This window comes from Chromobacterium aquaticum (assembly GCF_021129195.1).
GTDB classification, from domain to species: domain Bacteria; phylum Pseudomonadota; class Gammaproteobacteria; order Burkholderiales; family Chromobacteriaceae; genus Chromobacterium; species Chromobacterium aquaticum.
Genome location: NZ_JAJOHW010000115.1, coordinates 1 through 21537, shown reverse-complemented (window position 1 = coordinate 21537; position 21537 = coordinate 1). Strand labels below are relative to the sequence as shown.

General features: G+C 59.2%; 22 protein-coding genes. 12 read left to right on the top strand and 10 right to left on the bottom strand.

The window, feature by feature from the left end:
• Positions 1-48 precede the first annotated feature (48 nt).
• Positions 49-2223: a TraI/MobA(P) family conjugative relaxase gene (gene traI / locus LQT98_RS17860; protein ID WP_231464001.1), complete on the bottom strand. Its 2175-nt coding sequence runs from the start codon at positions 2221-2223 to the stop codon at positions 49-51.
• On the bottom strand, positions 2220-2540 hold the full coding sequence (gene mobA / locus LQT98_RS17855; protein ID WP_231464000.1) for a plasmid mobilization protein MobA: 321 nt from the start codon (positions 2538-2540) through the stop codon (positions 2220-2222). Before mobA ends, traI begins: the two co-directional genes overlap by 4 nt.
• Before the next feature lie 216 nt (positions 2541-2756).
• On the opposite strand from mobA, the gene LQT98_RS17850 reads away from it, so the two are divergent.
• The 4 genes from LQT98_RS17850 (at position 2757) to LQT98_RS17835 (ending at position 5865) form a co-directional block, all read left to right on the top strand.
• The gene (locus LQT98_RS17850; protein WP_231463998.1) at positions 2757-3269 is read left to right on the top strand and encodes a hypothetical protein; all 513 of its coding nucleotides are present in this window, start codon (positions 2757-2759) and stop codon (positions 3267-3269) included.
• 271 nt (positions 3270-3540) lie between these two features.
• Positions 3541-4704: an AAA family ATPase gene (locus tag LQT98_RS17845; RefSeq protein WP_231463996.1), complete on the top strand. Its 1164-nt coding sequence runs from the start codon at positions 3541-3543 to the stop codon at positions 4702-4704.
• A gap of 292 nt (positions 4705-4996) precedes the next feature.
• Positions 4997-5626 carry a ParA family partition ATPase gene (gene parA, locus LQT98_RS17840; protein WP_231463994.1) on the top strand — a complete coding sequence of 210 codons (630 nt, stop codon included), beginning with the start codon at positions 4997-4999 and terminating at the stop codon, positions 5624-5626.
• A 20-nt stretch (positions 5627-5646) separates the two neighbouring features.
• Positions 5647-5865 carry a chromosome partitioning protein ParB gene (locus tag LQT98_RS17835; RefSeq protein ID WP_231463992.1) on the top strand — a complete coding sequence of 73 codons (219 nt, stop codon included), beginning with the start codon at positions 5647-5649 and terminating at the stop codon, positions 5863-5865.
• 87 nt (positions 5866-5952) lie between these two features.
• On the opposite strand, the gene LQT98_RS17830 is transcribed toward LQT98_RS17835, so the two are convergent.
• From LQT98_RS17830 to LQT98_RS17815, 4 genes are all read right to left on the bottom strand, one after another.
• Positions 5953-7272, bottom strand: coding sequence for a hypothetical protein (locus LQT98_RS17830; protein WP_231463990.1), 1320 nt, complete (start codon positions 7270-7272; stop codon positions 5953-5955).
• Between the two features lie 151 nt (positions 7273-7423).
• Positions 7424-8302 (bottom strand): DNA-binding protein, encoded by an 879-nt coding sequence (locus LQT98_RS17825; RefSeq protein WP_231463988.1) that lies wholly within the window; start codon positions 8300-8302, stop codon positions 7424-7426.
• Positions 8303-9730: 1428 nt separating this feature from the next.
• Entirely contained in the window at positions 9731-10645 is a 915-nt protein-coding gene (locus tag LQT98_RS17820; RefSeq protein ID WP_231463986.1) for a replication initiator protein A, read from the bottom strand.
• A 73-nt stretch (positions 10646-10718) separates the two neighbouring features.
• On the bottom strand, positions 10719-11348 hold the full coding sequence (locus tag LQT98_RS17815; protein ID WP_231463984.1) for a recombinase family protein: 630 nt from the start codon (positions 11346-11348) through the stop codon (positions 10719-10721).
• A gap of 223 nt (positions 11349-11571) precedes the next feature.
• Here LQT98_RS17815 and LQT98_RS17810 point away from each other — a divergent pair, with 223 nt between their 5' ends.
• From LQT98_RS17810 to LQT98_RS17775, 8 genes are all read left to right on the top strand, one after another.
• The gene (locus LQT98_RS17810; RefSeq protein ID WP_231463982.1) at positions 11572-11907 is read left to right on the top strand and encodes a PepSY domain-containing protein; all 336 of its coding nucleotides are present in this window, start codon (positions 11572-11574) and stop codon (positions 11905-11907) included.
• A gap of 56 nt (positions 11908-11963) precedes the next feature.
• Positions 11964-12560, top strand: coding sequence for an undecaprenyl-diphosphatase (locus LQT98_RS17805; protein ID WP_231463980.1), 597 nt, complete (start codon positions 11964-11966; stop codon positions 12558-12560).
• A 69-nt stretch (positions 12561-12629) separates the two neighbouring features.
• The gene (locus LQT98_RS17800) at positions 12630-13412 is read left to right on the top strand and encodes a COG4705 family protein (RefSeq protein ID WP_231463978.1); all 783 of its coding nucleotides are present in this window, start codon (positions 12630-12632) and stop codon (positions 13410-13412) included.
• Between the two features lie 29 nt (positions 13413-13441).
• The gene (locus LQT98_RS17795; protein WP_231463977.1) at positions 13442-13897 is read left to right on the top strand and encodes a hypothetical protein; all 456 of its coding nucleotides are present in this window, start codon (positions 13442-13444) and stop codon (positions 13895-13897) included.
• 97 nt (positions 13898-13994) lie between these two features.
• Positions 13995-14324: a hypothetical protein gene (locus LQT98_RS17790; protein WP_231463975.1), complete on the top strand. Its 330-nt coding sequence runs from the start codon at positions 13995-13997 to the stop codon at positions 14322-14324.
• Positions 14325-14395: 71 nt separating this feature from the next.
• Entirely contained in the window at positions 14396-15061 is a 666-nt protein-coding gene (locus tag LQT98_RS17785) for a response regulator transcription factor (RefSeq protein ID WP_231463973.1), read from the top strand.
• Positions 15037-16392 (top strand): sensor histidine kinase, encoded by a 1356-nt coding sequence (locus LQT98_RS17780; protein ID WP_231463971.1) that lies wholly within the window; start codon positions 15037-15039, stop codon positions 16390-16392. The genes LQT98_RS17785 and LQT98_RS17780 overlap by 25 nt, the downstream gene beginning before the upstream one ends.
• Positions 16393-16417: 25 nt before the next feature.
• Positions 16418-16852 carry an EamA family transporter gene (locus LQT98_RS17775; RefSeq protein ID WP_231463969.1) on the top strand — a complete coding sequence of 145 codons (435 nt, stop codon included), beginning with the start codon at positions 16418-16420 and terminating at the stop codon, positions 16850-16852.
• A gap of 64 nt (positions 16853-16916) precedes the next feature.
• Here LQT98_RS17775 and LQT98_RS17770 read toward each other — a convergent pair whose 3' ends face one another.
• Genes LQT98_RS17770 through LQT98_RS17755 form a run of 4 tightly spaced genes read right to left on the bottom strand, consistent with a single transcriptional unit; the run spans position 16917 to position 21396 of the window.
• Complete coding sequence (locus tag LQT98_RS17770; protein ID WP_231463967.1) at positions 16917-17531, bottom strand: recombinase family protein; 615 nt, start codon at positions 17529-17531, stop codon at positions 16917-16919.
• A gap of 60 nt (positions 17532-17591) precedes the next feature.
• Positions 17592-18809 (bottom strand): TniQ family protein, encoded by a 1218-nt coding sequence (locus LQT98_RS17765; protein WP_231463965.1) that lies wholly within the window; start codon positions 18807-18809, stop codon positions 17592-17594.
• On the bottom strand, positions 18806-19714 hold the full coding sequence (locus LQT98_RS17760; RefSeq protein WP_231463963.1) for a TniB family NTP-binding protein: 909 nt from the start codon (positions 19712-19714) through the stop codon (positions 18806-18808). The genes LQT98_RS17765 and LQT98_RS17760 overlap by 4 nt, the downstream gene beginning before the upstream one ends.
• A gap of 2 nt (positions 19715-19716) precedes the next feature.
• Positions 19717-21396 carry a transposase family protein gene (locus LQT98_RS17755; protein ID WP_231463961.1) on the bottom strand — a complete coding sequence of 560 codons (1680 nt, stop codon included), beginning with the start codon at positions 21394-21396 and terminating at the stop codon, positions 19717-19719.
• Between the last annotated feature and the right edge of the window lie 141 nt (positions 21397-21537).

Sequence of the window (21537 nt, the reverse complement as noted above, 5' to 3'; positions counted from 1 at the left end):
ACAGAAACCCGCCATATGGCGGGTTTTTCTCACGCACCCCATCTGGGACTATCTTAGCCGGTGGGTTCTACGGCCGATCCGGTTCTGCTGCCGCGCCTCTCTAAGTTCGGCCTCCTGTGGCTTGCTGGTCAATACCACCTGCACCCTGGCCTCGGCCAGCAGCTGAATTGCCCTCGCTTTGAACGCCTCGCTGCCGGTCAATTCAAATGCCCCGCCGAACTTCTCAGCGGCATGCTGGAGTGCCGCCAACAAGATCTCCGTATCCGCCGGCGCCGTCACCTGCAGAAACGGGCCGTGGTCGATAAACCCTGTAGCGTCATCGTCGCGCCGGTACACGATTGCACCATCCCCCCGCACATGAAAACCAATTCCATGCTGCAGCTGTGCCACCTTCGGATCGCTCAGTTCGATCGCCCGAATACCATCACCGCCGCCGGCGTCCTTAATGACGGCTAGAATCTGGCGACCAGAGGAGTAACGCCAACCGTTCAATTGCACGATCGCCGCTTCGTCCCCGCCCATCGCCTGCTGGGCAACCCACTGCCGATAATTGAGCCGCCGGTTGGTCGGATCCGCGTGCAGCGACGCACGCTCCACCCGCACTTCCCTTTTGAGTCGGTCCTTGGCCACCATGGTCTCGAACGCGATCACGCTATAGAGAAGCCTGCGCTGTGCCGCCTCGGGGATCGAGCTGCGCACGATCAAGCGCCGTTTTCTGGCCTCATCCCGTAGTGTCTGAAAACGAGCACGAACGCCAGCTGGATCCAGACGCCGGTAAATGAATGCGTGCCGGTATCGCGCATACCGCTCGCGCAGGCTTTTTCGCCCCTTCGCTCGTGCCTCCCTACGAACCTCGCGCATGTGGGGGGCGCGCTTCGGCGGCTGGTACTTGTCATAGTGGGCCTCGGCCGGCACCGGCTGTGGCGGGGCCTCAAAAGGGCCAAGCTTTTTCACCAGCCGTGACTTCGACAACTGCTCGTGCATGTCGCTAGCCTTGATCGGCGTGGTTAATGGATCCAGCCGATCATAGATTGCGAAGCCTTGCCCCTTCTCGCGGATCTCCAGCCCATGCTTGGCCAGCGCCTGGTGCAACTGTGACCAGGTCAGCGCCGGGTTCTTGAGCGCGGCCTTGATGGTGACCAGCGGCGCCGCGCGCGCATAGCTGAACAGGCTCTCGTGGTCAGCATGTACCTCCATGTCGCGCGCAGCCGTCGGGATTTTTCCCTTGGTGTTCTGGTTGTTACTCGTCCAGTCGATCACCGGTTTGCCGTCGCGCTGATGTACCGCATACGGGCCGGTGTCGTGCTTCCAGCCAAACCGCAGTTCGAGCTCGCGCATCGCATAGTCGAGCTTGTAGTAGTCGCGGTCTGGGTAGACAGCTTTGAAGGTGTCGGGGTTGACCCGGTTTACCGCGATGTGCAGATGAACGTTGCCGGTGTCGCGATGAATGGCGAACACATACTGATGCTCGCCCATGCCGACCGCACGGATGGCGTGCAGCCCGCTCTCGAAGGCCTCATCGTCAGTCGGCTGTTCGCCGCTCGGCCAGGACAGGATGGCGTGGTACAGCGCATCCTTCACCCGCGTGTTTTGCACCGCCACGGCATCCATTTCTGCCGCGGCCGTAGCCAGGGTCAGGCAGTTGTGCTGGCACACGCCCCCGGACGATGTTCGTACCCGCAGGGCGTCACCGACGAGTCGCCCGCTGAGGAGGTCATCAAGGACCTCTCGTTCCTCCTGGCTGCTCTGTCCTCGTTGGGCAGCGACATGAAACGCAATGCTGGCCCGGCGGGCTCGTGCGCGTGCCTGGAAGAAACCATCCAATGGTCCGAACTGCTCAAGGTGCTCTGCTGCGGCCGCAAGATGGGATTGCGCCGCGGCGAGGCGTCCCTGATGGGAATCGTCGTGTTCTGTGCCCCCAATTACCGCATGAGGACCATGCCATGCCCCCGCGGAATCAACCAGTTGTCCAGGACCTGCAACGCGGCGACGCACAGCAGCAGCATCGATGGCCTCAAGCCGTTCGATAGCGGCCAGATTATCGTCTGTTGCTCGCAAGTAACTGCGAGCCGCTTCAAGGATTTCGTCGTATCGGCGGCGCTCGAGCTGTTCGAGCTCGAGGTGGTGTGTGTCCTTGTCGGCATCACGCTCGATCATGTAGGCGATCAGCTCGGCGAAGTTGCTGCCGCCATCGCGTCGCTTATCGGGGATTTTGGCGATCATTCGGCACCCGCATCCGGCCGGACGATCCTGCCGATCGCCTTGGTGATCTCGACCAGCACCTGCGAATACTCCTTCGACAACACCCCTCCTCCTTGGTTGAACAAATGCTTCTGTAAGCCGCCCAGACGGCGCAGCTCGTTGATCACATGTTCATCCACCTTGCTGCGCGTCTGTCGGCCGAGAGCGCAGGCCAGCATAAACGGGCCCACTCCCATACCGCAGTCTGCAGCCTTTTGTCTGACCAAACCTTCTGCTTCTGAACTACAGCGGACCGGGGGCAGGGTTCCACTAAGTTTCCGATTTTCACTCTTGCTCATTATTCAGGCCTTTTAACTCAGTGTCGGGGTCTCGGGGCGGAGCCCTGAGCAGGAAGGTAGGCTGCGCGAGGGAGTGAAACGACCGCTGTGCTGCCGGTTGTAATAACGCCGCTTTGCGGCGGTATTACAAATCCTACCCTGTCCTTAGTTTAAATCTCAGCTCCGAATACCCTATCAATACAAAATTGACATAGCAAGCAAAACATCAAAAAATCAATGAGAATAGAGCGTGGAGAAACACCAAAAACGCATCATCAAAACACGGCTTCTCACACATTAACTCATCAGGTAAACACACAGGCAAACATCATGGGATACACATTAGAAACGGTTAGGAAAATTTCAGCGGAACTCGAGAAGCTACCCGCGCTGGAGAAGTTTTCAAAGCAGAGTGCAATTTGTTTTCTCATGGACGAGATAACGAAGCTTCAATCAGAAAAAAACTACACCCTTGAGCAGATCGCAGACACATTGTGTAAACGAGGAATCGAAATATCAGCCACAACTTTAAGCACATATTTATCACGTGCTCGTGCATCGAAAAGAAACCGTGTTAGAGCAAAAAAGAAAACACCACTTGAAACACGTGTTGAAACAGCATTGGAAACGAGTAGGACACAGACAGAACATCAAGCTGAGTCCGGCTTGAAAAACGCTCAGGCAACTCGACAGGAACGAAAGCAACATGCCTCATCGTTCTATATCGCCCCAGACAGCGAAGACCTCTGAGGTACACAGATCCACACCGGCGTAAACATGGATGGAAACGACAACTGTCCGCCATCCTGTAGAGAGGTGTTGGACACTGTCGAAACAACAAACCGTACCGAGCAGAGGCGAGTTCACCGGAGCGGTGCCGACCACTAGCCAGCCAGCCGGCTGGCACCATATCGGACGGGCACAACCGCGACCGCGGAGCGTTGCACTTGTTTACTCGATTTTATGGGATAATAATAATTATTGAATTCCCATAATTTTGAATAACCACCGGATAACCGCGATGAGTGCCTCGACGTTTTTCAGCCGTGCCCACTTGGCAAACCAGATGGCCGGGCAACTGCTCAGCCCAGGGATCCTGGATGCCAACCTGCGATCAGGCCTGTTTCTCTCTGGCCAGCGCAGGACCGGCAAGACCACGTTCCTGAAGCAGGACCTGATCCCCATCCTGGAAGAACGCGGCGCCATCGTGATCTATGTGGACCTCTGGTCCGATCCCCAGGCCAACCCCGCCACGCTGGTGCACAACGCCATCAAGGCCAAGCTGCAGGAGCTTGAGAACCCCGGTTCGTCCCTTCTGGGCAAGCTCAAGCGCTTGAAGGGCATCGATCTGGGCGCCGCCGGGTTCAAGCTGGGCATCAATCTGGACAGCCTGGGCACCGAACAAGGAACCACGCTAGCGGACGCTTTCTGCCAAGTGATCGACCAGGCACAAACGGACGTGGTGGTCATCGTGGATGAGGTGCAGCACGCCATCAGTACCGATGAGGGCAACCAGATGCTGACCGCGATGAAGGCAGCCCGCGATGCCGTCAACGGCCGGGCGGGCACACCAGGTCATTTCCTGTTCATCGGCACAGGCTCGCACCGGGCCAAAGTGCAAGAGCTGGTGATCAACCGCAACCAGGCTTTCCTGGGCGCCAGCTCGGTGGACTTCCCGCTGCTGGGTCGCGATTACGTCGAGTTTCTCCGCCAGCGGCTGGAAGAGGCGAACTACCCGAACCTGCCGTCGCTTGACGTGATGGCCGCCGGCTTCGAGATGTTGGGGCACCGGCCGGAAGAGTTGATGAAGGCGTTGCGGCAGGTGATCCAGCTACAGCCCGGGCAGAATGCGGACGAGTTTTTCCCGATCATCACTCAGACGCTGAAGTCGTCACTGGCCGATGTCGAGATCAGCAAGCTCGAGCAGCTCGGCAGTCTGGCCATGGTGGTGTTCGATCGCATCGCGAAAAGCCGGGCCGGCGTGAAGGGGCTGTACTCGGCTGAAGCGCTGGCCAGCTACCAGGCAGAACTGGGGATGGAAGTGACCACCGGCGAGGTGCAACAAATCCTCAACATCCTGCATGCGGATAACCTGGTAATGCGGAGCGGACATGGCAGCTACTGCGTGTCGGATCCATATGTTCAGAAGCTGTGGGAGGAAAGGAAAGCGCTCACGAACCTCTGACCGGCTCTGCAGCACAGGGGGCAGGAAGAAAATGTTGCAAGTCCGCCCCTCTTGTATTTGTTGTTACCAATCACGGATACAGCAATGGTAGCCCGGCAGCAGCCGGGCGTGCAGGGGGAGGGCCAGCAGGCCCGGTATAAGCGGTGCAGCAGCACCGCGTGTATCCAAGGAGACGAAAACCCTTTAGGCATCATGTTTCCTCAAACCACGTAAGCACGCATAAACTTATTTACTCATATGAGTTTTTGAAGTGGTACAATGAGTAAGAACTCATCCACTCAAAGGAGTTTTTATGCACGTCATTGCGGTTCTGAATCAGAAGGGCGGTTCAGGAAAAACGACTATCGCTACCCATCTAGCCCGAGCCCTTCAACTGGATGGCGCAGATGTCCTGCTTATCGATTCCGACCCACAGGGTAGCGCCCGAGACTGGGCCGCAGTGCGTGAGGAACAGCCATTAACGGTGGTCGGCATCGACCGACCAACCATCGAACGTGATCTGAAACACGTGGCCCGTAAGGACTTCGTTGTGATCGATGGCGCACCCCAGGCGGCAGACTTGGCCGTGTCCGCGATTAAGGCCGCCTCCTTCATTTTAATTCCGGTTCAGCCATCGCCATATGACATCTGGGCTGCCGCTGACTTGGTAGAACTGGTGAAGCAGCGTATTGAGGTGACCGACGGGAAGCTTCAGGCCGCGTTTGTCGTGTCACGGGCGATCAAGGGCACCAAAGTCGGGGCTGAGGTCGCTGAAGCGTTGGCTGGCTATGAGCTGCCCGTTTTGGAGTCTCGCATCACCCAGCGGGTGAGTTACCCTGGGACAGCAGCCATCGGTACGACAGTACTAGACAGCGAGCCGACCGGCGATGCGGCCGCTGAGATTCGAGCTCTAGCAAACGAAATTAAGAACAAACTCATTTAAGTTTATGAGGTAATGCGCAAATGAGTACAAAGCAAACCACTCTGTCTGCAGGACGCCCGAGCGCAGCGAAGAATAAAGCGGCGACCCTTGCCAGCCTGGCTGATACGCCGGCAACAAAACGGGTCAATTTTGATCTGCCTGCCGAAGAGCACACAAAACTAAAAATCTATGCAGCACGCCAAGGTAAAACGGTGAAGGAGCTATTGACCGAATACGTTGCCCAACTCACAAATGATTAATTACTCTTACACACAAATGAGTAAATGAGTAATTCGTGGTCAAGTTGCCTGGGAGTGAGATCCTCTCGGGCAACTCGATCCGCTATATTATCGAGCCACAACACCAACCACCCCTTCGCTAGACTTAAACGGTCGTCCAAGTGCAGGTAGCCTATCGCTCGCAGAACGTACGAAATGCAGCTGCCCGACCGATTGCAACAGCAAAGGCTCGTGGGCAATCGCCCACACCCAGATCTGCGCCCACACCCCGTGCTGCTCGGCAGCAACAGCCGTTCGCTGGAAGGGCGATTCGCCCGAAAATGGTAAATCGCTCCTCCAGAACAGGACAACCAGCACGCTCACCATCGTTAGAAGCGGCAACCTGTCGAGCACCACCATGACAGCTCTGTTGCTGTGCCTTATCCCGGCTAGAGCCCAGGCGACGAACAGCGAGGCCAGCACGGCGAGGTTCAGGCTGATCGACAGCAGGCTCAACGACATGGAAACCGGAGGGACAAACACGCTCAACGCTAGATCCCGGGATAAATCGGTGCCGGCCGATGAGCCAGGCAGGTAGACAGATATTACCCGGCCCTTTCCCTGTTCAAGCAGGAGGCGGAAATGCTGCTTAAGCTGCTCATGGGAAAGAAAGGGCGGAATGTCGCGCGCAAAAACAGGTGTTAAACCTAGGGCAGCGTTTCCCTCAAACAGCTTCGTGTCACCATACGATCTCAGTTTGAGACCTACCCAGGCGTTGTGCTCCATGCGGGTAACAAATTCAGCGGTGCCTGGTGTCCGGTGCTCAAACCGCTGCACATGTTGGCGATAGCGCAGCCAATGAGGATACAGCTGAGTCGATATCCGATTGTAGGTCGGCCAAAACCGCTCCAACGACGGTTGCAGCGTGATCGCCGAGAACTTCTCGGCAACACGTTCCGTGACGAACTGCCGCACGACCGGCTCGACGGCCGTGCGCTCACCGTACAGCAACAATGCCATGTTGGCCGCAACCAACCGCTGCTCGAGCGTCAGCTCCTGGCCGTCATGGCGCCATTCCGGGGCTTGGTTTTTTCCCTCCAGAAGGGCCACGCGGTATAGCCCTAGCCAATGTCCGGTCTGCCTAGTCTCCTCAGGTAGCTGATCAATCTCGTGATCGATCAGCACACCCAGTCCCCAGTAAATCAGTGCAATGAGTGCCACATATCGCCAAATCCGCCCCAACGGGACGAGTCGACTTAGAGCTAGGGTAATGCCAATCGACGCCAGGGTTTTTCCAACAACTTCCATGCCATGGATCGACTCACTGGACAACCCCGGGGAGGAGAGCATTCGAACCAGGCCGACGTTGTAAATGATTTCGGTCACCAAGTAGGCCACTGTGACCAGGATCATCAGCGTTAGCGGGCGCCTCTTTTCATCTGGTGACATGTGGCCTCACTTCCCTGTGTGGAAATCCAAGTATTCGTGCGCGTGCTTCCGGCAGCGTCGGCAGTCGCGGGTACGCCAGCGCTGCAGATCCATATAGAGCTTGGTTTCATGCCAATCTTCCCAATCGTGGCCGTACAGCCAGCACATCAACCTAGCCCACATTGCCCGCCTCCTTATCGCCGACCGGCTTCTTGGCGGTGATATTCGCCAGCTTCTCCTGGTGCGCCGCCAACTGAGCGGTAGCAACAGCGGCAGCTCGCTCAGCAGATGCTCGGCCGGAGGCCTCGACTTTCAGTTCGGCACGGATCTCACCCAGCTCGCGGCGCTGCTCGGCCTGCAACTGCTCGGCGCGATCGAGGGCCACCTGTAGCTGGCTACGCTCGGCCGTGGCCACGGCGGCGGTTTGCTCGGCAGCAGCGCGGGCGCTGCGCTCAGCCTCCAATTGGCCACGCAGGGCCTCCAACTGCTCCTGCAGCGCCGGCATCGCCTCCAGCCGCAGCTCGGCACGGGCCAGCGCCTGACGGGCTTGTTCAGCGGCCTCACGCTCGTGCTGCGTGTCTGCGCGGGCCTCCTGCACCTGGGCGGCGGCATCCTTCTTCACCTGTTCGATTTCACGGTGCAGGGCGTCCAGCTGGCCGGTCAGCTGGTGATTGTCGTTCTGCACCTGGTCGAGTTCGGCAGCCAACTCCTCGGCGCGGGCTTCGGCCAGACGGCCAGCCTCGGCCACGGCTTCCGAGTCGGCTTCCAGATCCGCTGCACGGGCCTCGGCAGCGCGGGTGGCATCGGCCACAGCGCTGCTGATCTGCTCGGCCAGGATGGCGGCAATACGCGGGTCAAGGGTCACGTCTGCGGCCTTCACGCTGGGGCGAGCAGCCTTCCATGCCTGCAAGTGCGGCAAGACGGCATTGGGGCTACCGCCACCCAGCACGGCGATGATGGCGCGAACGCTGGGGCGCTGGCCACCAGCAGCCAACGATTCAGCAGCAGCAGCGACGGACTCGAACGAGACAAGCGTTTTTTTGGCTTCCATGCTGGGTTTTCCCCGGTGCGTTTCGATACCTTAATAATAACGCATAACGTAACGAATAACAAATAACAGTAACGTTATTTGTTATTCGTTATCTTTTACGCAACACCCAGATGTTATCCGGCAGGCCGGGGCGTGGTCGCCAGCGTGGGAAAACCACGGAAACAGCCCTCAGAGCGTTTTTAAGGGGTGCGGACGGGTGGATGGTCGGCGGCAAGGCCGAACGTGCGCCAGCGGTGCCATGCTGCGGCTTGGCCAGCAGATAGGACGGGGCGATGCCCTCGGGTTTTCAGAAGAGTGCGGGACACACCCATCATGCATCCCGTCCATGCCTATACCCAGTAACGGCGTATCGCTCCATGTTGCACATCACATGACAACGGTTGTGTACGAGCCGGAGGTTTCCGATTGACGTACAAGGGGAATGCGATATGCCCTGGTGGATGAAAGTCCTGCTGTTCCTGGTGCTGGTGCTCTGGCCCAGCGTTTGCCATTAACCACAAAGACCCGCCCTCGAGCGGCGAAGTAGAACGCCAGCAATCCCGGGAGGGACTGGGGTCAAGGGAACCGTGGAATAAATGGGCCAGTTTTATCGGCCCGTTTATGCCGCGAAAGTCCCTTGATGCCAGAACCGACCTATACACTCCCGGCTCTGCCGGGGGGTGGAAAACCACCCCCCGGCAGATGCCTCACGGCGAGTGCGGGTGCAGGGCTGGCCCTGCATCTGCCGATCTGGACGGCCCAACGAGGCCGGCCAGGGGTGTGCCGCTTGCGGCACTCATCATTGGTGTTGTCTTTCCCTTGCAGATTGGAAGGTGTGTCCTGGGGCGGCAGGCCCGCCGTGGCCGCAAGCGGCCACACTGAGGGCGGGCGGTTGCGGCCTATGGCCGCTCACTTCATGGGGGATGCCGGGCGGGGAGCGCCAAAGGCGCGGGCGCAGGCCGAAGGCCGGAGGAGCCGGCGGGGGGGAGCTTGTCTCCCCCCCAAGAGGCGGAGCGGGCGTTTTCGCCCGCTGGTTGGGTTAAAACGTTAAATAAAAATAGTTAAACGCGCGCGCGTGTTAAAGATTTTGAAACCCGCGGCTGGCTTGGTTTTCCAGTCGATTAGCGTCCGCGATAGACGGTAAATGGCGTCCGCGATAGACGGTTCGAAACGTCCGCGATAGACGGTAAAAACGTCCGCGATAGACGGTAGCGTGACATTTTCTGTGGATAACTCGTAAAAGCGTCCGCGATAGACGGTGAAACGTCCGTGATAGACGGTAGCCGTCTGATAGACCATTTTCGGCAAAATTCATTGCGCTTTTACTTGCATGTCCTTGAAACCCTTGCCAATGCTAGGTTATTGGCACTTATCCACCGTCCGCGATAGACGGTAAAAACGTCCGCGATAGACGGTAAAAGGGGCGTCGCCGCCCCTTCTGCTTTTTCTTCAACCGTCCGTGATAGACGGTTTGGCGTACTTTTCGAGCGTCCCGAACCATACCGCTTTCTCGGGGTTCTCCATCAGGTACTTGGCCAGCTTGTGGCTGTTCCGGGTGTAGAACACGACCGAATCGGGGTCGGTAGAGGTATCCAGTGCCAGCCGGTATTCCGGCAGAGAATCCACCTGAATGACCTCGCGTAGTTCGCCGCGAAACTGCCGGCGTGGCCGGGAAATGCCGATCTTTTCGGCCAGCAGGTCAATGTTGAGCTTCCAATACGGCTGGTCGCCGCAATGTTTGCGGGCAATCTCATACAGCCGGCGCTCGATGGGTCTACCCAAGCGGAAATAGCCGGGGTCGAGCGTCAATACCTCATATTTCAGCAGGCCGTTGTACAGCCATTCGGAAACCGTCACAGAAAAGCGCGTGGCCCCCTTCTTGTTCCGCGTGGTTTCGATGACCTTGTAGCTCTCGATCATGGCGAAGCCTTCAAGCTGTCGCTCGCCGCCCGTCTCAATGTTGGTTTCAATCGTGGTGCCGCGCAGCCGGCGCAGCATATCAACTAGACGATCAAACGATGCCGCGCCATCGCTTCGGGCGGTGGCCACCAAAAAATCGTAGCTATCAACCTGCACGGTGCGGGAAACCTGCCGGCCCTGCTTCATCCCCTCCACAATCTGAGAGGCGACGTAGATCAGTAGATCCTTGTCAAAAACGGTAGCGGCCCCAACGGTGGACGGAATGACGCGCAATGTCTTGTTGCCACGGCGGTACTCCCGCACCTCCACGTCCTTGTTTTTTTTCAGGCTGAACAGCGGGATCTCCATGCTGGCGATGTCATCTTTCACCGGCCAGTTGGCGATGTCACAAACGAACAGATCGCCCTGCTCTCCCCCAAATGCCTTAGAATCTTGTGTTGCCATGTGTCACTGCTCCATTCAGTGTTGCGTGGAAGTCGTCGCCCAGGGTGTTAGCGCACCCTTGGCGGCGCAATCATCATACGCCCGTTTTGGCGTCCTTTTTTGCTTCTCGGCAGATCCGCTTGACCTGGCTCGTGCTGCACCCGGCCAGCCTGGCAGTCTCGGCAATCGACGTGCCGGCGCTGCGCAGCTTCAATATCCGTTCGTGAATATCAGTGTCTGGCCGTCGTCCCCGGTACTTCCCCGCGTCCCTAGCCAGCTCGATGCCTTGGCGCTGACGCTCACGACGCGTCTCATAGTCGTCGTGTGCCATCTGCAGGGCCAGCTTTAAAAGCATGTCTTGAACGGCCTCCAGTACGATCTTTGCCGTGCCTTCAGCGTCCTTGGCCAGCTCTGACAGATCCACGACACCCGGCACGGCCAGCCGTGCGCCCTTTGCCTTGATCGTGGCCACCAGCTTTTCGGCTTCCGCCAGCGGCAAGCGGCTGATGCGGTCGATGCGCTCGGCAATCACGACCTCGCCGGGTTGCAGGTCGGCAATCATGCGCAACAGCTCCGGGCGGTCGGCGCGAGCGCCTGACGCGGTTTCACGGTAGACGCTGGCAATGTAGTAGCCGGCTGCTCTGGCATTGGCCTCGATGTGGGCCTGCCTGGTCAAATCCTGCTCGTCGGTGCTAACGCGCAGATAGATACGGGCAACGTTCATGGATGGCTATCTTGGGTATACTTCAATGATCCAATTGTATAGTAGCAGGGCAAAAAATTAAATAGCAATCTATTTTGTCACTTTCAGAAGACGATTGCACGAGGCGTCAGAAGTCGATAGCACTATGCCCGTAAGCGCAAAAACAGCTCGGCTCAGTGCGAGCTAAGTCTGCCTGCGTAAATTCTCCACCGTGCAAATCCCTGCACTCTTCTGGAGAAGCATCATGTACCGCTACACCAAACTTTCCCTGCTGGCCATCGCCATTGCTACGACTGGCGCTGTTGCCTACGCCGCCAAGGGTGGCATGGAAAACGACGCCCTGGCGATCACCAAGGCCAAGATTCCGCTCACCCAGGCCATCACCGTTGCCGAGCAGCACGCCAATGGCAAGGCATCGCGCGCCGAGTACGAAAACTCGAAGCAAGGCTGGGTCTATGACGTGGAAGTCGTCAGCGGGGCCAAGGTCTTCGATGTCCGGGTCGATGCCGGCAAAGGCACCGTCATCTCGTCTGCCGAGGACAAGGCGGATCACGATGACGACCACGACAAGCAAGACTGACCGCCTGCCAGTGTGGCCGGATCGCTGCGTCACGCGCGATCCGGCCCGGAGACTTCATGGAACACCTCAACCAAACATTCTTCCTGTGGCTCAACGCGCCTGAACACCCGAATGCTCTGGTGGTGACGCTGGCCACCTTCTTTGCGGAATGGCTCATCTGGGCCGTCCCGATCCTGATCGGCATCGGCTGGCTGCGCGGCAACGAAAACACTCGCAAAGCGCTGCTCGTCGCTACCGCGTCCGGCCTGCTTGGGCTACTGACCAACCAAATCATCGGCTTGGCTTGGTCGCATCCCCGGCCTTTCATGATCGGTCTGGGTCATACGCTCATTTCCCATGTTGCCGACTCGTCATTCCCCAGCGATCACCTGACGCTGTGGTGGTCGGTTGCCTTCAGCCTTCTGCTACAGAGAGAAACGCGAAGTGTGGGCGTCACTTTGGCACTGCTTGGCCTCCCCATCGCCTGGTCACGCATCTACCTAGGGGTTCACTTCCCGCTCGACATGCTTGGTGCCATTGCGGTCGCAGCGTTCAGCGCCGTGCTGACGTTACACGAAGCACGCTGGTATCTGGGGCCAATCTACCGACTAGTGACCCGTATCCATTGCTTGCTGTTCGGCAGGTTGATCGCGCTGGGATGGGTGCGCGAGTGAGCCTATGGGTGGGCTAAGTCTGCCTGGTCAGACTGGCGGCAATCCCTTTTACCCCGGCAGGAGAACACCATGAACAATTTGCCCACGGTCAGAGCAAGCGACTGGCTCAACAAAGTCCCTGAAGTCACGCTGTCGTTCTGGATCATCAAGATCATGTCCACGACGGTGGGCGAGACAGGGGCCGACTTCCTAGCGGTCAACGCGGGCTTTGGCCAGGGCTTGACGCGCACCGTCATGGGTGGGTTGCTGGCAGTCGCCCTGTTCATGCAGCTGCGTACCCGCCGCTACACCCCTTGGATTTACTGGCTAACAGTCGTGTTGGTCAGCGTGGTCGGTACCCAGATCACTGACCTGTTGACCGATGGCCTGGGCGTCAGCCTCTACGTCAGCACCTCGGTGTTCGCCGTAGCGCTCGCCGCGATCTTCTTTGTCTGGTATCAGGTCGAACGAACTCTGTCCATCCACGACATCGTGACGCGCAGCCGGGAATTGTTCTATTGGTCAGCCATCCTCTGCACGTTTGCGCTGGGCACCGCTGCCGGTGATCTGGCGACCGAGGCGCTGGGTCTGGGCTTTACCTGGGGTGCGGTCGCCTTTGGTGCACTGATCGGCATCACCTATGCCGCGTGGCGCATGGGCGGCAACGCCGTGCTGACCTTCTGGATCGGCTACATCCTGACCCGTCCCTTCGGCGCTGCGCTCGGCGACCTGCTGACGCAAGCCAAGACTTACGGTGGCCTCGGAATGGGGGCCATGTGGACCAGCGCCCTGTTCCTCTCAGTGATCGTCATGCTGGTGGCCGTTGCGCAGTTCGGCATGAACGCAGGCCGCTCCGCCCAAGCCGCCGAGTAACCCTCTTCCCAATTTCCTAGGAAAAAATCATGCCCAATAAGCACTCTATTGCACGCCTTGTAGCCACCGTATCGGCGGTGGCGCTCGTAGCCCTGGCCGCAGGCTGTTCCAAGCCTGCCGACCAAGGTGGCACGAGCGCCGTACCTGCCCCCGCGACCAACGCCAGTACGATATCGCCGGGCAAAACTGCTTCCAAGCTGGGCGACCTGACCGCATTTCGCAGCATCGCCTCTGACGTGGCCGCCATCGTGGACAAGGGCGATCTGCCGACTGCCAAGGTGCGCATCAAGGATTTGGAGGTGGCTTGGGATTCGGCCGAGGCGGGACTGAAACCGCGCGCTGCCGACGATTGGCATGTGCTCGACAAAGCCATCGACAAGGCGTTGGCAGCCCTGCGCGCCGATACGCCAAGCCAAGCTGACTGCAAAGCTGCCGTGGCAAAGCTACTGAAAACTTTCGATGAGTTCGGTACTAGCCCGACATGAGGTATTCAACATATTTTGATTTTTGTCGATAACGTAAAGATACGAGCAGGGAACCCCCTCTTGTAACCGTAACATCCACGTTCTGGAGTTAATGAAAATGTCTATTTCTTCGGCAAATCCAGTTGGCGTTAGTTCGGCCACGGCGCAAACTAACTATGTGGCAACCGACAAGAAGCCAGTCCCGCAGAACCAAGTTGAACAGGCTCTTCCGACAGCATTGCAAACGACCTCCTCTACAGCAACAGCTTCAACAACAGAGGCTACGTCGCCTAAATCGTCCCCTTCCGTAGTTGTCAATATTAGCAATGCCGGGAAAGCCGCATTGCAAGAGGCGACCGAAACGGTAGCGCAAACCAAAGCTGAAGCCGTCAATGGGGATCGTCAGGCTCAGCGACAGCTTGCAAAAATCGAGGCTTCTAAAAAGTAGCCATTACCTGCATGAATTTTTAATGGCACAGCTGTGCTACCAGAAAACCTCGTAGCACAGGATGATAAAAAATGAGGGTATTGCTGGTCGAAGACGATCCTATGATCGGTGACGCTATCCAGGGCGCGTTGAAGGATGCGTCCTACGCTGCTGATTGGGTGAAGGACGGGCAAACAGCGCTCACGACACTGGGTTGCCAGCACTATGACCTGGTTTTGCTCGACCTAGGTCTGTCAGGCAAGGATGGACTGGATGTGCTGGCCAGCATTCGCGCCAAGGACAACCCGATCCCCTTGCTCATCATTACGGCGCGTGATGGTCTGGATGACCGACTGCGCGGCCTGGACGGCGGAGCTGACGACTACGTGTCCAAGCCCTTTCAGATGGCGGAGCTACTAGCCCGGATGCGCGCCGTTTTGCGGCGCAAGGGAGGCAACGCCGCGCCCGTGTTCAGCAACGGCATGGTGTCGCTCGATCCGGCCACGAAAGAGGCCAACGTTAATGGTGGCTCCTCTGTGCAACTGTCCAACCGGGAGTTCTCGCTGCTGCAAGCCTTGCTGGTTCGGCCGGGAGCCATCCTCTCACGCAGCGAGCTGGAGGATCGTATCTACGGCTGGGGAGAAGAGGTCGAAAGCAATGCCATCGAATATCTGATTCACGCGCTGCGACGCAAGCTTGGCAGCGAGATCATCAAGAACGTCAGGGGGATTGGATGGATGGTCTCAAAAAACGCTTGAATGAATCGGTTCAGCTCAAACTGTCCTTCACCCTGTCGCTAGCCATTCTTGTGGTGGCCATCGTGGCGGGCGTCTTCTCGTTTCTATCCGCCTTCGACGAAGCGCACGAACTACAAGATGACGTTCTGCGCCAGGTGGCGCAGCTTATGGACCGGCAGCGCCTGTCACCGGCCCCGCCGACGACAGATGTTCGCCCCAAAGATGTCGATGAAGAATCACGCGTGATCGTCCAGCGCTTGGGCGAAGCCAGTTCATCTCCCGTAGGCGTGGATGCAGAAAGAACATTCCCGCTCCCGACAACATTGGTCGATGGGCTGCACACGCTGGAGGTTGGCGGCGAAACCTTCCGCGTGTTGGTCAAGACAACGGCTGCCGGCGAACACATTGCCGTAGCGCAGGAATCCGGCTTCCGCAATGAAATCGCCCGCGATGGCGCACTGCGTACCGTGATGCCCTTCCTGATCCTCGTACCCGTGCTGCTGCTGATCGTCGCCGACCTGGTGCGCAAGATGTTTCGGCCTATTGCGGCACTTTCCAAGGAAATCGACCTGCGTGCCGAGCAGGAACTGCACCCTGTCGAAGACCAGCACCTTCCAGTCGAAGTCCGCCCATTCGCCGTGGCGATCAATCGGTTGCTCGCTCGCGTCGGCCAGTCTATGGACTCCCAGCGCCGCTTTGTGGCTGATGCTGCACACGAGCTGCGTTCTCCGCTGACCGCCATGTCGCTGCAAGCGGAACGACTGGCGGAAGCGGACATGTCTAGTCTGGCGCGCGAACGGCTGGCCGTACTGCGTCAAGGAATCGAGCGCGGCCGAAGCCTGCTGGATCAGCTTCTGACCTTGGCCAAGGCGCAAGCCGCCACTGATGCGCCAAAGTCTCCGGTATCCGTTCAGGGCATTTACCGCCGTGTGCTGGAAGACCTGATGCCTCTGGCTGAGGCCAAGCACATCGACATCGGTGTTGAAGGCATGCAAGACGCCGAAGTGTGGGCGAGCGAATTGGACATGATCGCCATCGTCAAGAACCTAGTCGATAACGCCATCCGCTACACACCAGAGGGCGGGAGGGTCGATCTTTCCGTGGGTATATCGGAAGGGAAAGCCGAGATGCGTGTTCAGGACAGCGGGCCTGGCATTCCATTGGCAGAACGGGATCGGGTTTTTGATCCCTTCTACCGCACGCTGGGCAGTGAGCAAATTGGTTCGGGCCTAGGGCTATCTATTGTCCAAACGATTGCCCATCGCATCGGCGCTGAAATACGCCTCGACTTCGTCGACGAAACCCAGCAAACCGGCTTAAAGGTTTCCGTTATCGTTCCCATGAAGCAATGACTTGAGAAACGAGGAGTGTAGCGAATTGGTTACTTCAACTGGTTGGTTCTACTGGGCACTACTATCGGCTGTGTTTGCGGCGCTGACAGCCATTTTTGCCAAGGTGAGCATTCATGGAGTTGATTCCGATCTGGCTACCTTGATCCGTACGGCCATCATCATCGTCGTCCTGTCGGCGTTTGTCGCCTACACGGGAAAATGGGCCAACCCCTTGATGTTGTCACCCAAGACATGGATTTTCCTTGGGCTGTCCGGCTTGGCGACTGGAGCGTCATGGGTGTGCTACTTCCGTGCACTCAAGATCGGCGAAGCTTCAAAAGTCGCGCCTGTAGACAAACTCAGTCTTGTACTGGTGGCGATATTTGCGTTCACATTTCTTGGCGAACGCCCGTCGCTCCGGGAATGGTCTGGTATTGCGATGGTCGCTGGTGGCGTTTTGTTACTGGCGTTCAAACGATAAGTGGCAGGGCGTGCTGATGCAACCAGTCGTCAAACTTCCATCTACGACAACTGCTGTACTACCATCACACTCGACTGAGCAGCTTTACGCCATCCGGGCGCAACTCCCCCTTTGGCGAAATATGCCGGTACAACGTCTGCCGTGTTATACCGAGTTCCTGGCAAAGGTCACCGACTTTGGTCTCAGGCTGCCCCATCGCCGCCATTGCCAAGCGCAACTTGGCGGGCGTCATCTTGAACGGTCGGCCGCCTTTCCGACCGCGCGCCCGCGCCGATGCCAAGCCCGCAATCGTGCGCTCGGCGATAAGTTCACGCTCAAACTCGGCTAGCGCGGCGAAAATGCCGAAGACCAGTTTGCCGGCAGCGGTCGTGGTGTCGATGGCCGCACCGTGTCCGGTCAGCACCTTGAGGCCGATGCCACGCCCGGTCAGATCGTGGACGGTGTTGATCAGGTGCCGCAGGTCACGCCCGAGCCGGTCCAGTTTCCATACGACCAGCGTGTCGCCTAGTCGGAGTGCCTTCAAACAGCTAACCAGACCGGGCCGATCTTCGCGCTTGCCCGACGCTTGGTCTTCGTAGAGATGCGCCGGATCGACGCCGACCGCGATCAGCGCGTCGCGTTGCAAGTCGGTGGCTTGAGAGCCGTCTGCCTTCGATACCCGCATGTAGCCAATCAGCATTTCACACCTGTCACATATACGTTCGATTATGTGACAGTGTGCGCCGGAAAGTTCGGGCCGTCAAAATTTGTCACTTAACCCGTCATTCTGTCTAAGACATGCAAAGGGTCCATCAGGCTCATAATGTGACAGAAATTCAGGGGGGATGCCTTCTTTCGCGAAGGTGGTGCGCAACCGTTCCAGGGAAGCGGGGTCGCGCCGACCAAAGGAAGCCAACGCGAACAGCGAGCGGGCCGTCTCGGGGGCATGCCGCGCTTCAATGATCGCCTCATCAATGGCCTGGACCGCCCGTTGCCAGTGATCGACGGGTTCGGGCTTCGGCGCTCTCGCTGGCAGTCCACTGGTGAACCCGGTTTGGGGCTCGGACCAGAATAGCTTTGCCTGCTCGCCCGGCGGGCTTATATCCCTCACTTCAATCAAGTGGATCGCCGTTGCCGCCGCCTCCAGCATCTGCAACCGTACTGCCGGGTTCAGGGTTTCATACGGTCGCCACAGACTTTGCCCTGCACGCAGCGGATGCCCGCAGCCTTCCCAGACTTGGCGGAGATACCCCGCGTAGGTGCCGCACGCCGAAAGCGGGGTGTTCAGCTCGTCGAGCAGCGTGCGTAGCAGCCGAAACCACAATCCGGCGTGGATGCGTCGGCGCGGCAACTCCACGTAGCCGGTCGTCAGTGCCTGCCAGGTACGCTGGTCCATCGCCGCAATCGCGTCGCTGGCAGTGCGCGGTTCGGCGTCGGCGTTCTCCCAGCCGAGAAACCGCCCTGGCACGCCCCAATAGGATTCCAGCCAGCAGCCATGCAGTGGGCAGCTCAGCATCAGGGGCAGCTTCCACGCGAGCAGTACGGCTTGGTTCTCCGGATCGTTCAGGCAGAGCGGACAGGCGCGGTGTATCGGTTGTGTGGGCAGCCAGGCACGCCAGCTCGTGATGGATCGCGTCTTACGGCGGAGTCTCGGCAGCAGTACCGAGAGCTGGAACGCATAGGTTTCCAATGCCGCTGGAATCTGATCATCAAGGCTGTCCAGTAGCCAAGGCACCCAGCCGGCGAAACTCATGCAGCGCAGCCGATCCAGCTCGATACCACTCCGCTGGGAGAGCATCGCCAGCAGCGCCAGTGGTGGCGCGGTGTCCAGGTCACCAACCTGGCCGTGACCAAGATCGTGCTCCAGCAGCTCGGACACTTCCATGTGATAGCAAAGGGCCACGCGGTTGAGCCACGAAGACAGGGCTTCGCCTTCCCTGGGTGCCGGATGCAGTGGCCAGCGTGGCGCTGGCTTCACATCAGTTCCCGCTCGAATTGCCGCCGCCGCTCGCTGGGACCGGTGTAATCGGCCATGCTGAGCGTGCGGTGGTTGATCGCTTCCTCACCACTCTCCACGGCGGCCACGGCCGCCGCCATCAATAGGTGCGCCAGCTCGCCAATAGTGCCCTCGCTGCGTGTGAGCAGGTAGCGAGCCATGTCCAGCGTGGCAATCAACGAAGGTCGCCGCAGCGGGAGCGAAGCCGCGAAGCTGGCCAGCAGTGAACAGCAATCGTCGTTGGCCTCCCACACCGGCAGCATCATCGGCTCGAAGCGGTTTTCCAACTGGTCGTCCGAGCGGATGGCGAGATACGCCTCGCGCGTGCCAACACCGACCAGCGGGATGCGCAATTCGTTGCCGAGGAAGCGCAGCAGATTGAGGAATTCCCGCCGGTTGACGCTGTTGCCGGCCAGGACGTTGTGCAACTCATCGATCACCAGCATGCGCACGCCGACCTTGCGCAGCAGTGCCAGCGCCAGTTGCTCTATTTCCGGCAGCCGTGGGCGCGGCCGCAATGGCGCACCCATCGCCGCGAGCAGCGCGACGTAGAAGCGGGTCACCGAAGGTTCGGACGGCATCTGCACGACCAACACAGGGATGTGCTCTTGGTCAGCGTCGGAGCTGGCCGGATGCGTGCGGCGGAACTTCTCGACGATCATCGACTTGCCGTTGTTGGTTGGACCGACCAACAGCAGGTTGGGCATGCGTTGTTTGTTTGGCCACGCATACAGGGCTTCCAGCCGGTTCAGCGCCTCGACTGCTCGCGGATAGCCGATCCAGCGGTCGGCGCGAAGGCGATGGATGCGTTCATCCGCCGGGAGACGGGCCAAGCCCTGGGCCGCTGGCAGCAGGTGGGACAGGTCGATGATGGGATATTCGTCCACGACTACCACTCCTCAATCTGGTCGAATGGTTTGGCCGGTGGCAGGTTGGCCACCTGCGAGTCCGCCATGCCCGCATCCGGCTGTGTGGGCTTGACAGGCGGTGCCATTGCCTTGAGATGCTGGCGTCGATCAGCGTCGCGCCGCGCCTTGCGCGTAGCTTTCTGCGCGGTGGTCACGATCTCGCGCATCTGGCCGATCATGCGGAACAGCGCCGACTCATCTACCTGTTCGCGCCCTTGCTGCCGCAATTTCGCCAGCGCCTGTCGTTGTTCCCAGAGAGTGACAGCCGGGTGCGACAAGGTACGGTATGGAATTTCCAGATAGTGCAGCCCCTCCGGCTCCAGCACCCAAATGCGGCTGATGTCGCGCGGGTCGCGCCGGATTAGGAACGCAGGCAAGCGGTCGCGCCGAGCTATCCACGGCTTGAGCGCATCGGCGTAGTAGTGAATGTGGTCGATGACGAAGCCGGTGCGGTTCAGGGTGCGGCGGAGGACGGGCAGGAAATCGACCAGAAAAGCCGTGGTACGAGTGATGACGGTTGGAACGCCGGTACGCGCGACAGCTTCGGCCCAGCGTGCGGCCGGCGGTTGGAGCAGGCCGTTGTGCACGGAGCCGTGATAGGTGCCAACCGCCAATGCGAGCCAGCGTTCCAGCTCGCGCAGTGTCAGGGCGGCCATCTTCTCGGAGGCGTATTCCCCGCGCTGGTCAGGGTTGGAGAAGGTCGTCCCCGGCAATTCGTCGTGGATCATCTGCATCGCCGTGCCGATGATCCGTTCCACGATGCCGCCATAGTGCGGCTGCCCGAGAGGCCGATAGTCCAACCGGATGCCATGCTGCTCGCAGCCACGGCGCAGCGCCTCGCTCTTGAATTCGGCCGCGTTGTCCAGGTAGAGCAGCGCGGCCTTGCCGCTCATCGGCCAGTCCATTTCCACGTCCAACCTTTCCAACCAAGGGCGCTTGTCGCAACCGGCGTGTGCGAGGCACAGGCCGACCGAGACGGCAGATGGCGCTTCTAACGTGACCACCATGCCAACCACGCAGCGGGTGAACACGTCGATGGCGAGGGTCAGGTACGGACGGCCAATCGGTTGCCGGTCGCGCTCGTCCACCACGATCAGGTCGATGACTGTGTGGTCGATCTGTACCTGCTCCAGCGGTGCGGAGACTGGCGGAGGAACACCGCCAACACCTTGCAGGATGCGGGACGCATCCTGGCCTTCCCGAAGTCGAGTGGTCTTGAGTGGATCAAGGCTGGCGATCCGCAACGCAACCGTGTTGCGCGCCGGCACCCGCAGCTTTTGCAGCTTGCACACCCGCGCAACTTCACGGTGGAACGCCGCCAAGCTGCGCTTCTGCTTGGTCAGGAAGCGCTTTTGCAGTAGCTCGCGGATGATTCGTTCGACTGACTCTGGCAAGCGGCCTTTACCTTTGCCACCGCTCGACTGCCCAAGAGCCAAGTCAGTGACCAGCCCCGAACCTTGCCGGGCACGGCGGATCAGGAGGTAGACCTGCCGCCGGGACAGACCCAGTGCTTGGGCTGCCGCGTCGGCCGCTTCATGCCCGACCGTCTCCGACTGCGCTAACGGCCCAATGATCTCAGCGCGACGACGCGCACGCTCCCATGCCTGTTCTGGCAGGGTGGCTACGCCCTGCTCGGTAATCGGTACGGTATCGGTCGCCATGCTCACCTCGCTTTGGTGCACACGAGTATTGAGCATAGACGAGTTTCGTGCAGATGAGTCCTGATATCTGGCTGTCAGGAGCCATATGCACAACAGGCTTCAAACCGCGCTGATTGGTGCAGTCGTCTTCTGAAAATGACA

Excerpts from the sequence above, each read along its gene's own strand:
- traI (WP_231464001.1), bottom strand. The coding sequence starts at position 2,223 with ATGATCGCCAAAATCCCCGATAAGCGACGCGATGGCGGCAGCAACTTC.
- mobA (WP_231464000.1), bottom strand. The coding sequence starts at position 2,540 with ATGAGCAAGAGTGAAAATCGGAAACTTAGTGGAACCCTGCCCCCGGTC.
- LQT98_RS17850 (WP_231463998.1), top strand. The coding sequence starts at position 2,757 with ATGAGAATAGAGCGTGGAGAAACACCAAAAACGCATCATCAAAACACG.
- LQT98_RS17845 (WP_231463996.1), top strand. The coding sequence starts at position 3,541 with ATGAGTGCCTCGACGTTTTTCAGCCGTGCCCACTTGGCAAACCAGATG.
- parA (WP_231463994.1), top strand. The coding sequence starts at position 4,997 with ATGCACGTCATTGCGGTTCTGAATCAGAAGGGCGGTTCAGGAAAAACG.
- LQT98_RS17835 (WP_231463992.1), top strand. The coding sequence starts at position 5,647 with ATGAGTACAAAGCAAACCACTCTGTCTGCAGGACGCCCGAGCGCAGCG.
- LQT98_RS17830 (WP_231463990.1), bottom strand. The coding sequence starts at position 7,272 with ATGTCACCAGATGAAAAGAGGCGCCCGCTAACGCTGATGATCCTGGTC.
- LQT98_RS17825 (WP_231463988.1), bottom strand. The coding sequence starts at position 8,302 with ATGGAAGCCAAAAAAACGCTTGTCTCGTTCGAGTCCGTCGCTGCTGCT.
- LQT98_RS17820 (WP_231463986.1), bottom strand. The coding sequence starts at position 10,645 with ATGGCAACACAAGATTCTAAGGCATTTGGGGGAGAGCAGGGCGATCTG.
- LQT98_RS17815 (WP_231463984.1), bottom strand. The coding sequence starts at position 11,348 with ATGAACGTTGCCCGTATCTATCTGCGCGTTAGCACCGACGAGCAGGAT.
- LQT98_RS17810 (WP_231463982.1), top strand. The coding sequence starts at position 11,572 with ATGTACCGCTACACCAAACTTTCCCTGCTGGCCATCGCCATTGCTACG.
- LQT98_RS17805 (WP_231463980.1), top strand. The coding sequence starts at position 11,964 with ATGGAACACCTCAACCAAACATTCTTCCTGTGGCTCAACGCGCCTGAA.
- LQT98_RS17800 (WP_231463978.1), top strand. The coding sequence starts at position 12,630 with ATGAACAATTTGCCCACGGTCAGAGCAAGCGACTGGCTCAACAAAGTC.
- LQT98_RS17795 (WP_231463977.1), top strand. The coding sequence starts at position 13,442 with ATGCCCAATAAGCACTCTATTGCACGCCTTGTAGCCACCGTATCGGCG.
- LQT98_RS17790 (WP_231463975.1), top strand. The coding sequence starts at position 13,995 with ATGTCTATTTCTTCGGCAAATCCAGTTGGCGTTAGTTCGGCCACGGCG.
- LQT98_RS17785 (WP_231463973.1), top strand. The coding sequence starts at position 14,396 with ATGAGGGTATTGCTGGTCGAAGACGATCCTATGATCGGTGACGCTATC.
- LQT98_RS17780 (WP_231463971.1), top strand. The coding sequence starts at position 15,037 with ATGGATGGTCTCAAAAAACGCTTGAATGAATCGGTTCAGCTCAAACTG.
- LQT98_RS17770 (WP_231463967.1), bottom strand. The coding sequence starts at position 17,531 with ATGCTGATTGGCTACATGCGGGTATCGAAGGCAGACGGCTCTCAAGCC.
- LQT98_RS17755 (WP_231463961.1), bottom strand. The coding sequence starts at position 21,396 with ATGGCGACCGATACCGTACCGATTACCGAGCAGGGCGTAGCCACCCTG.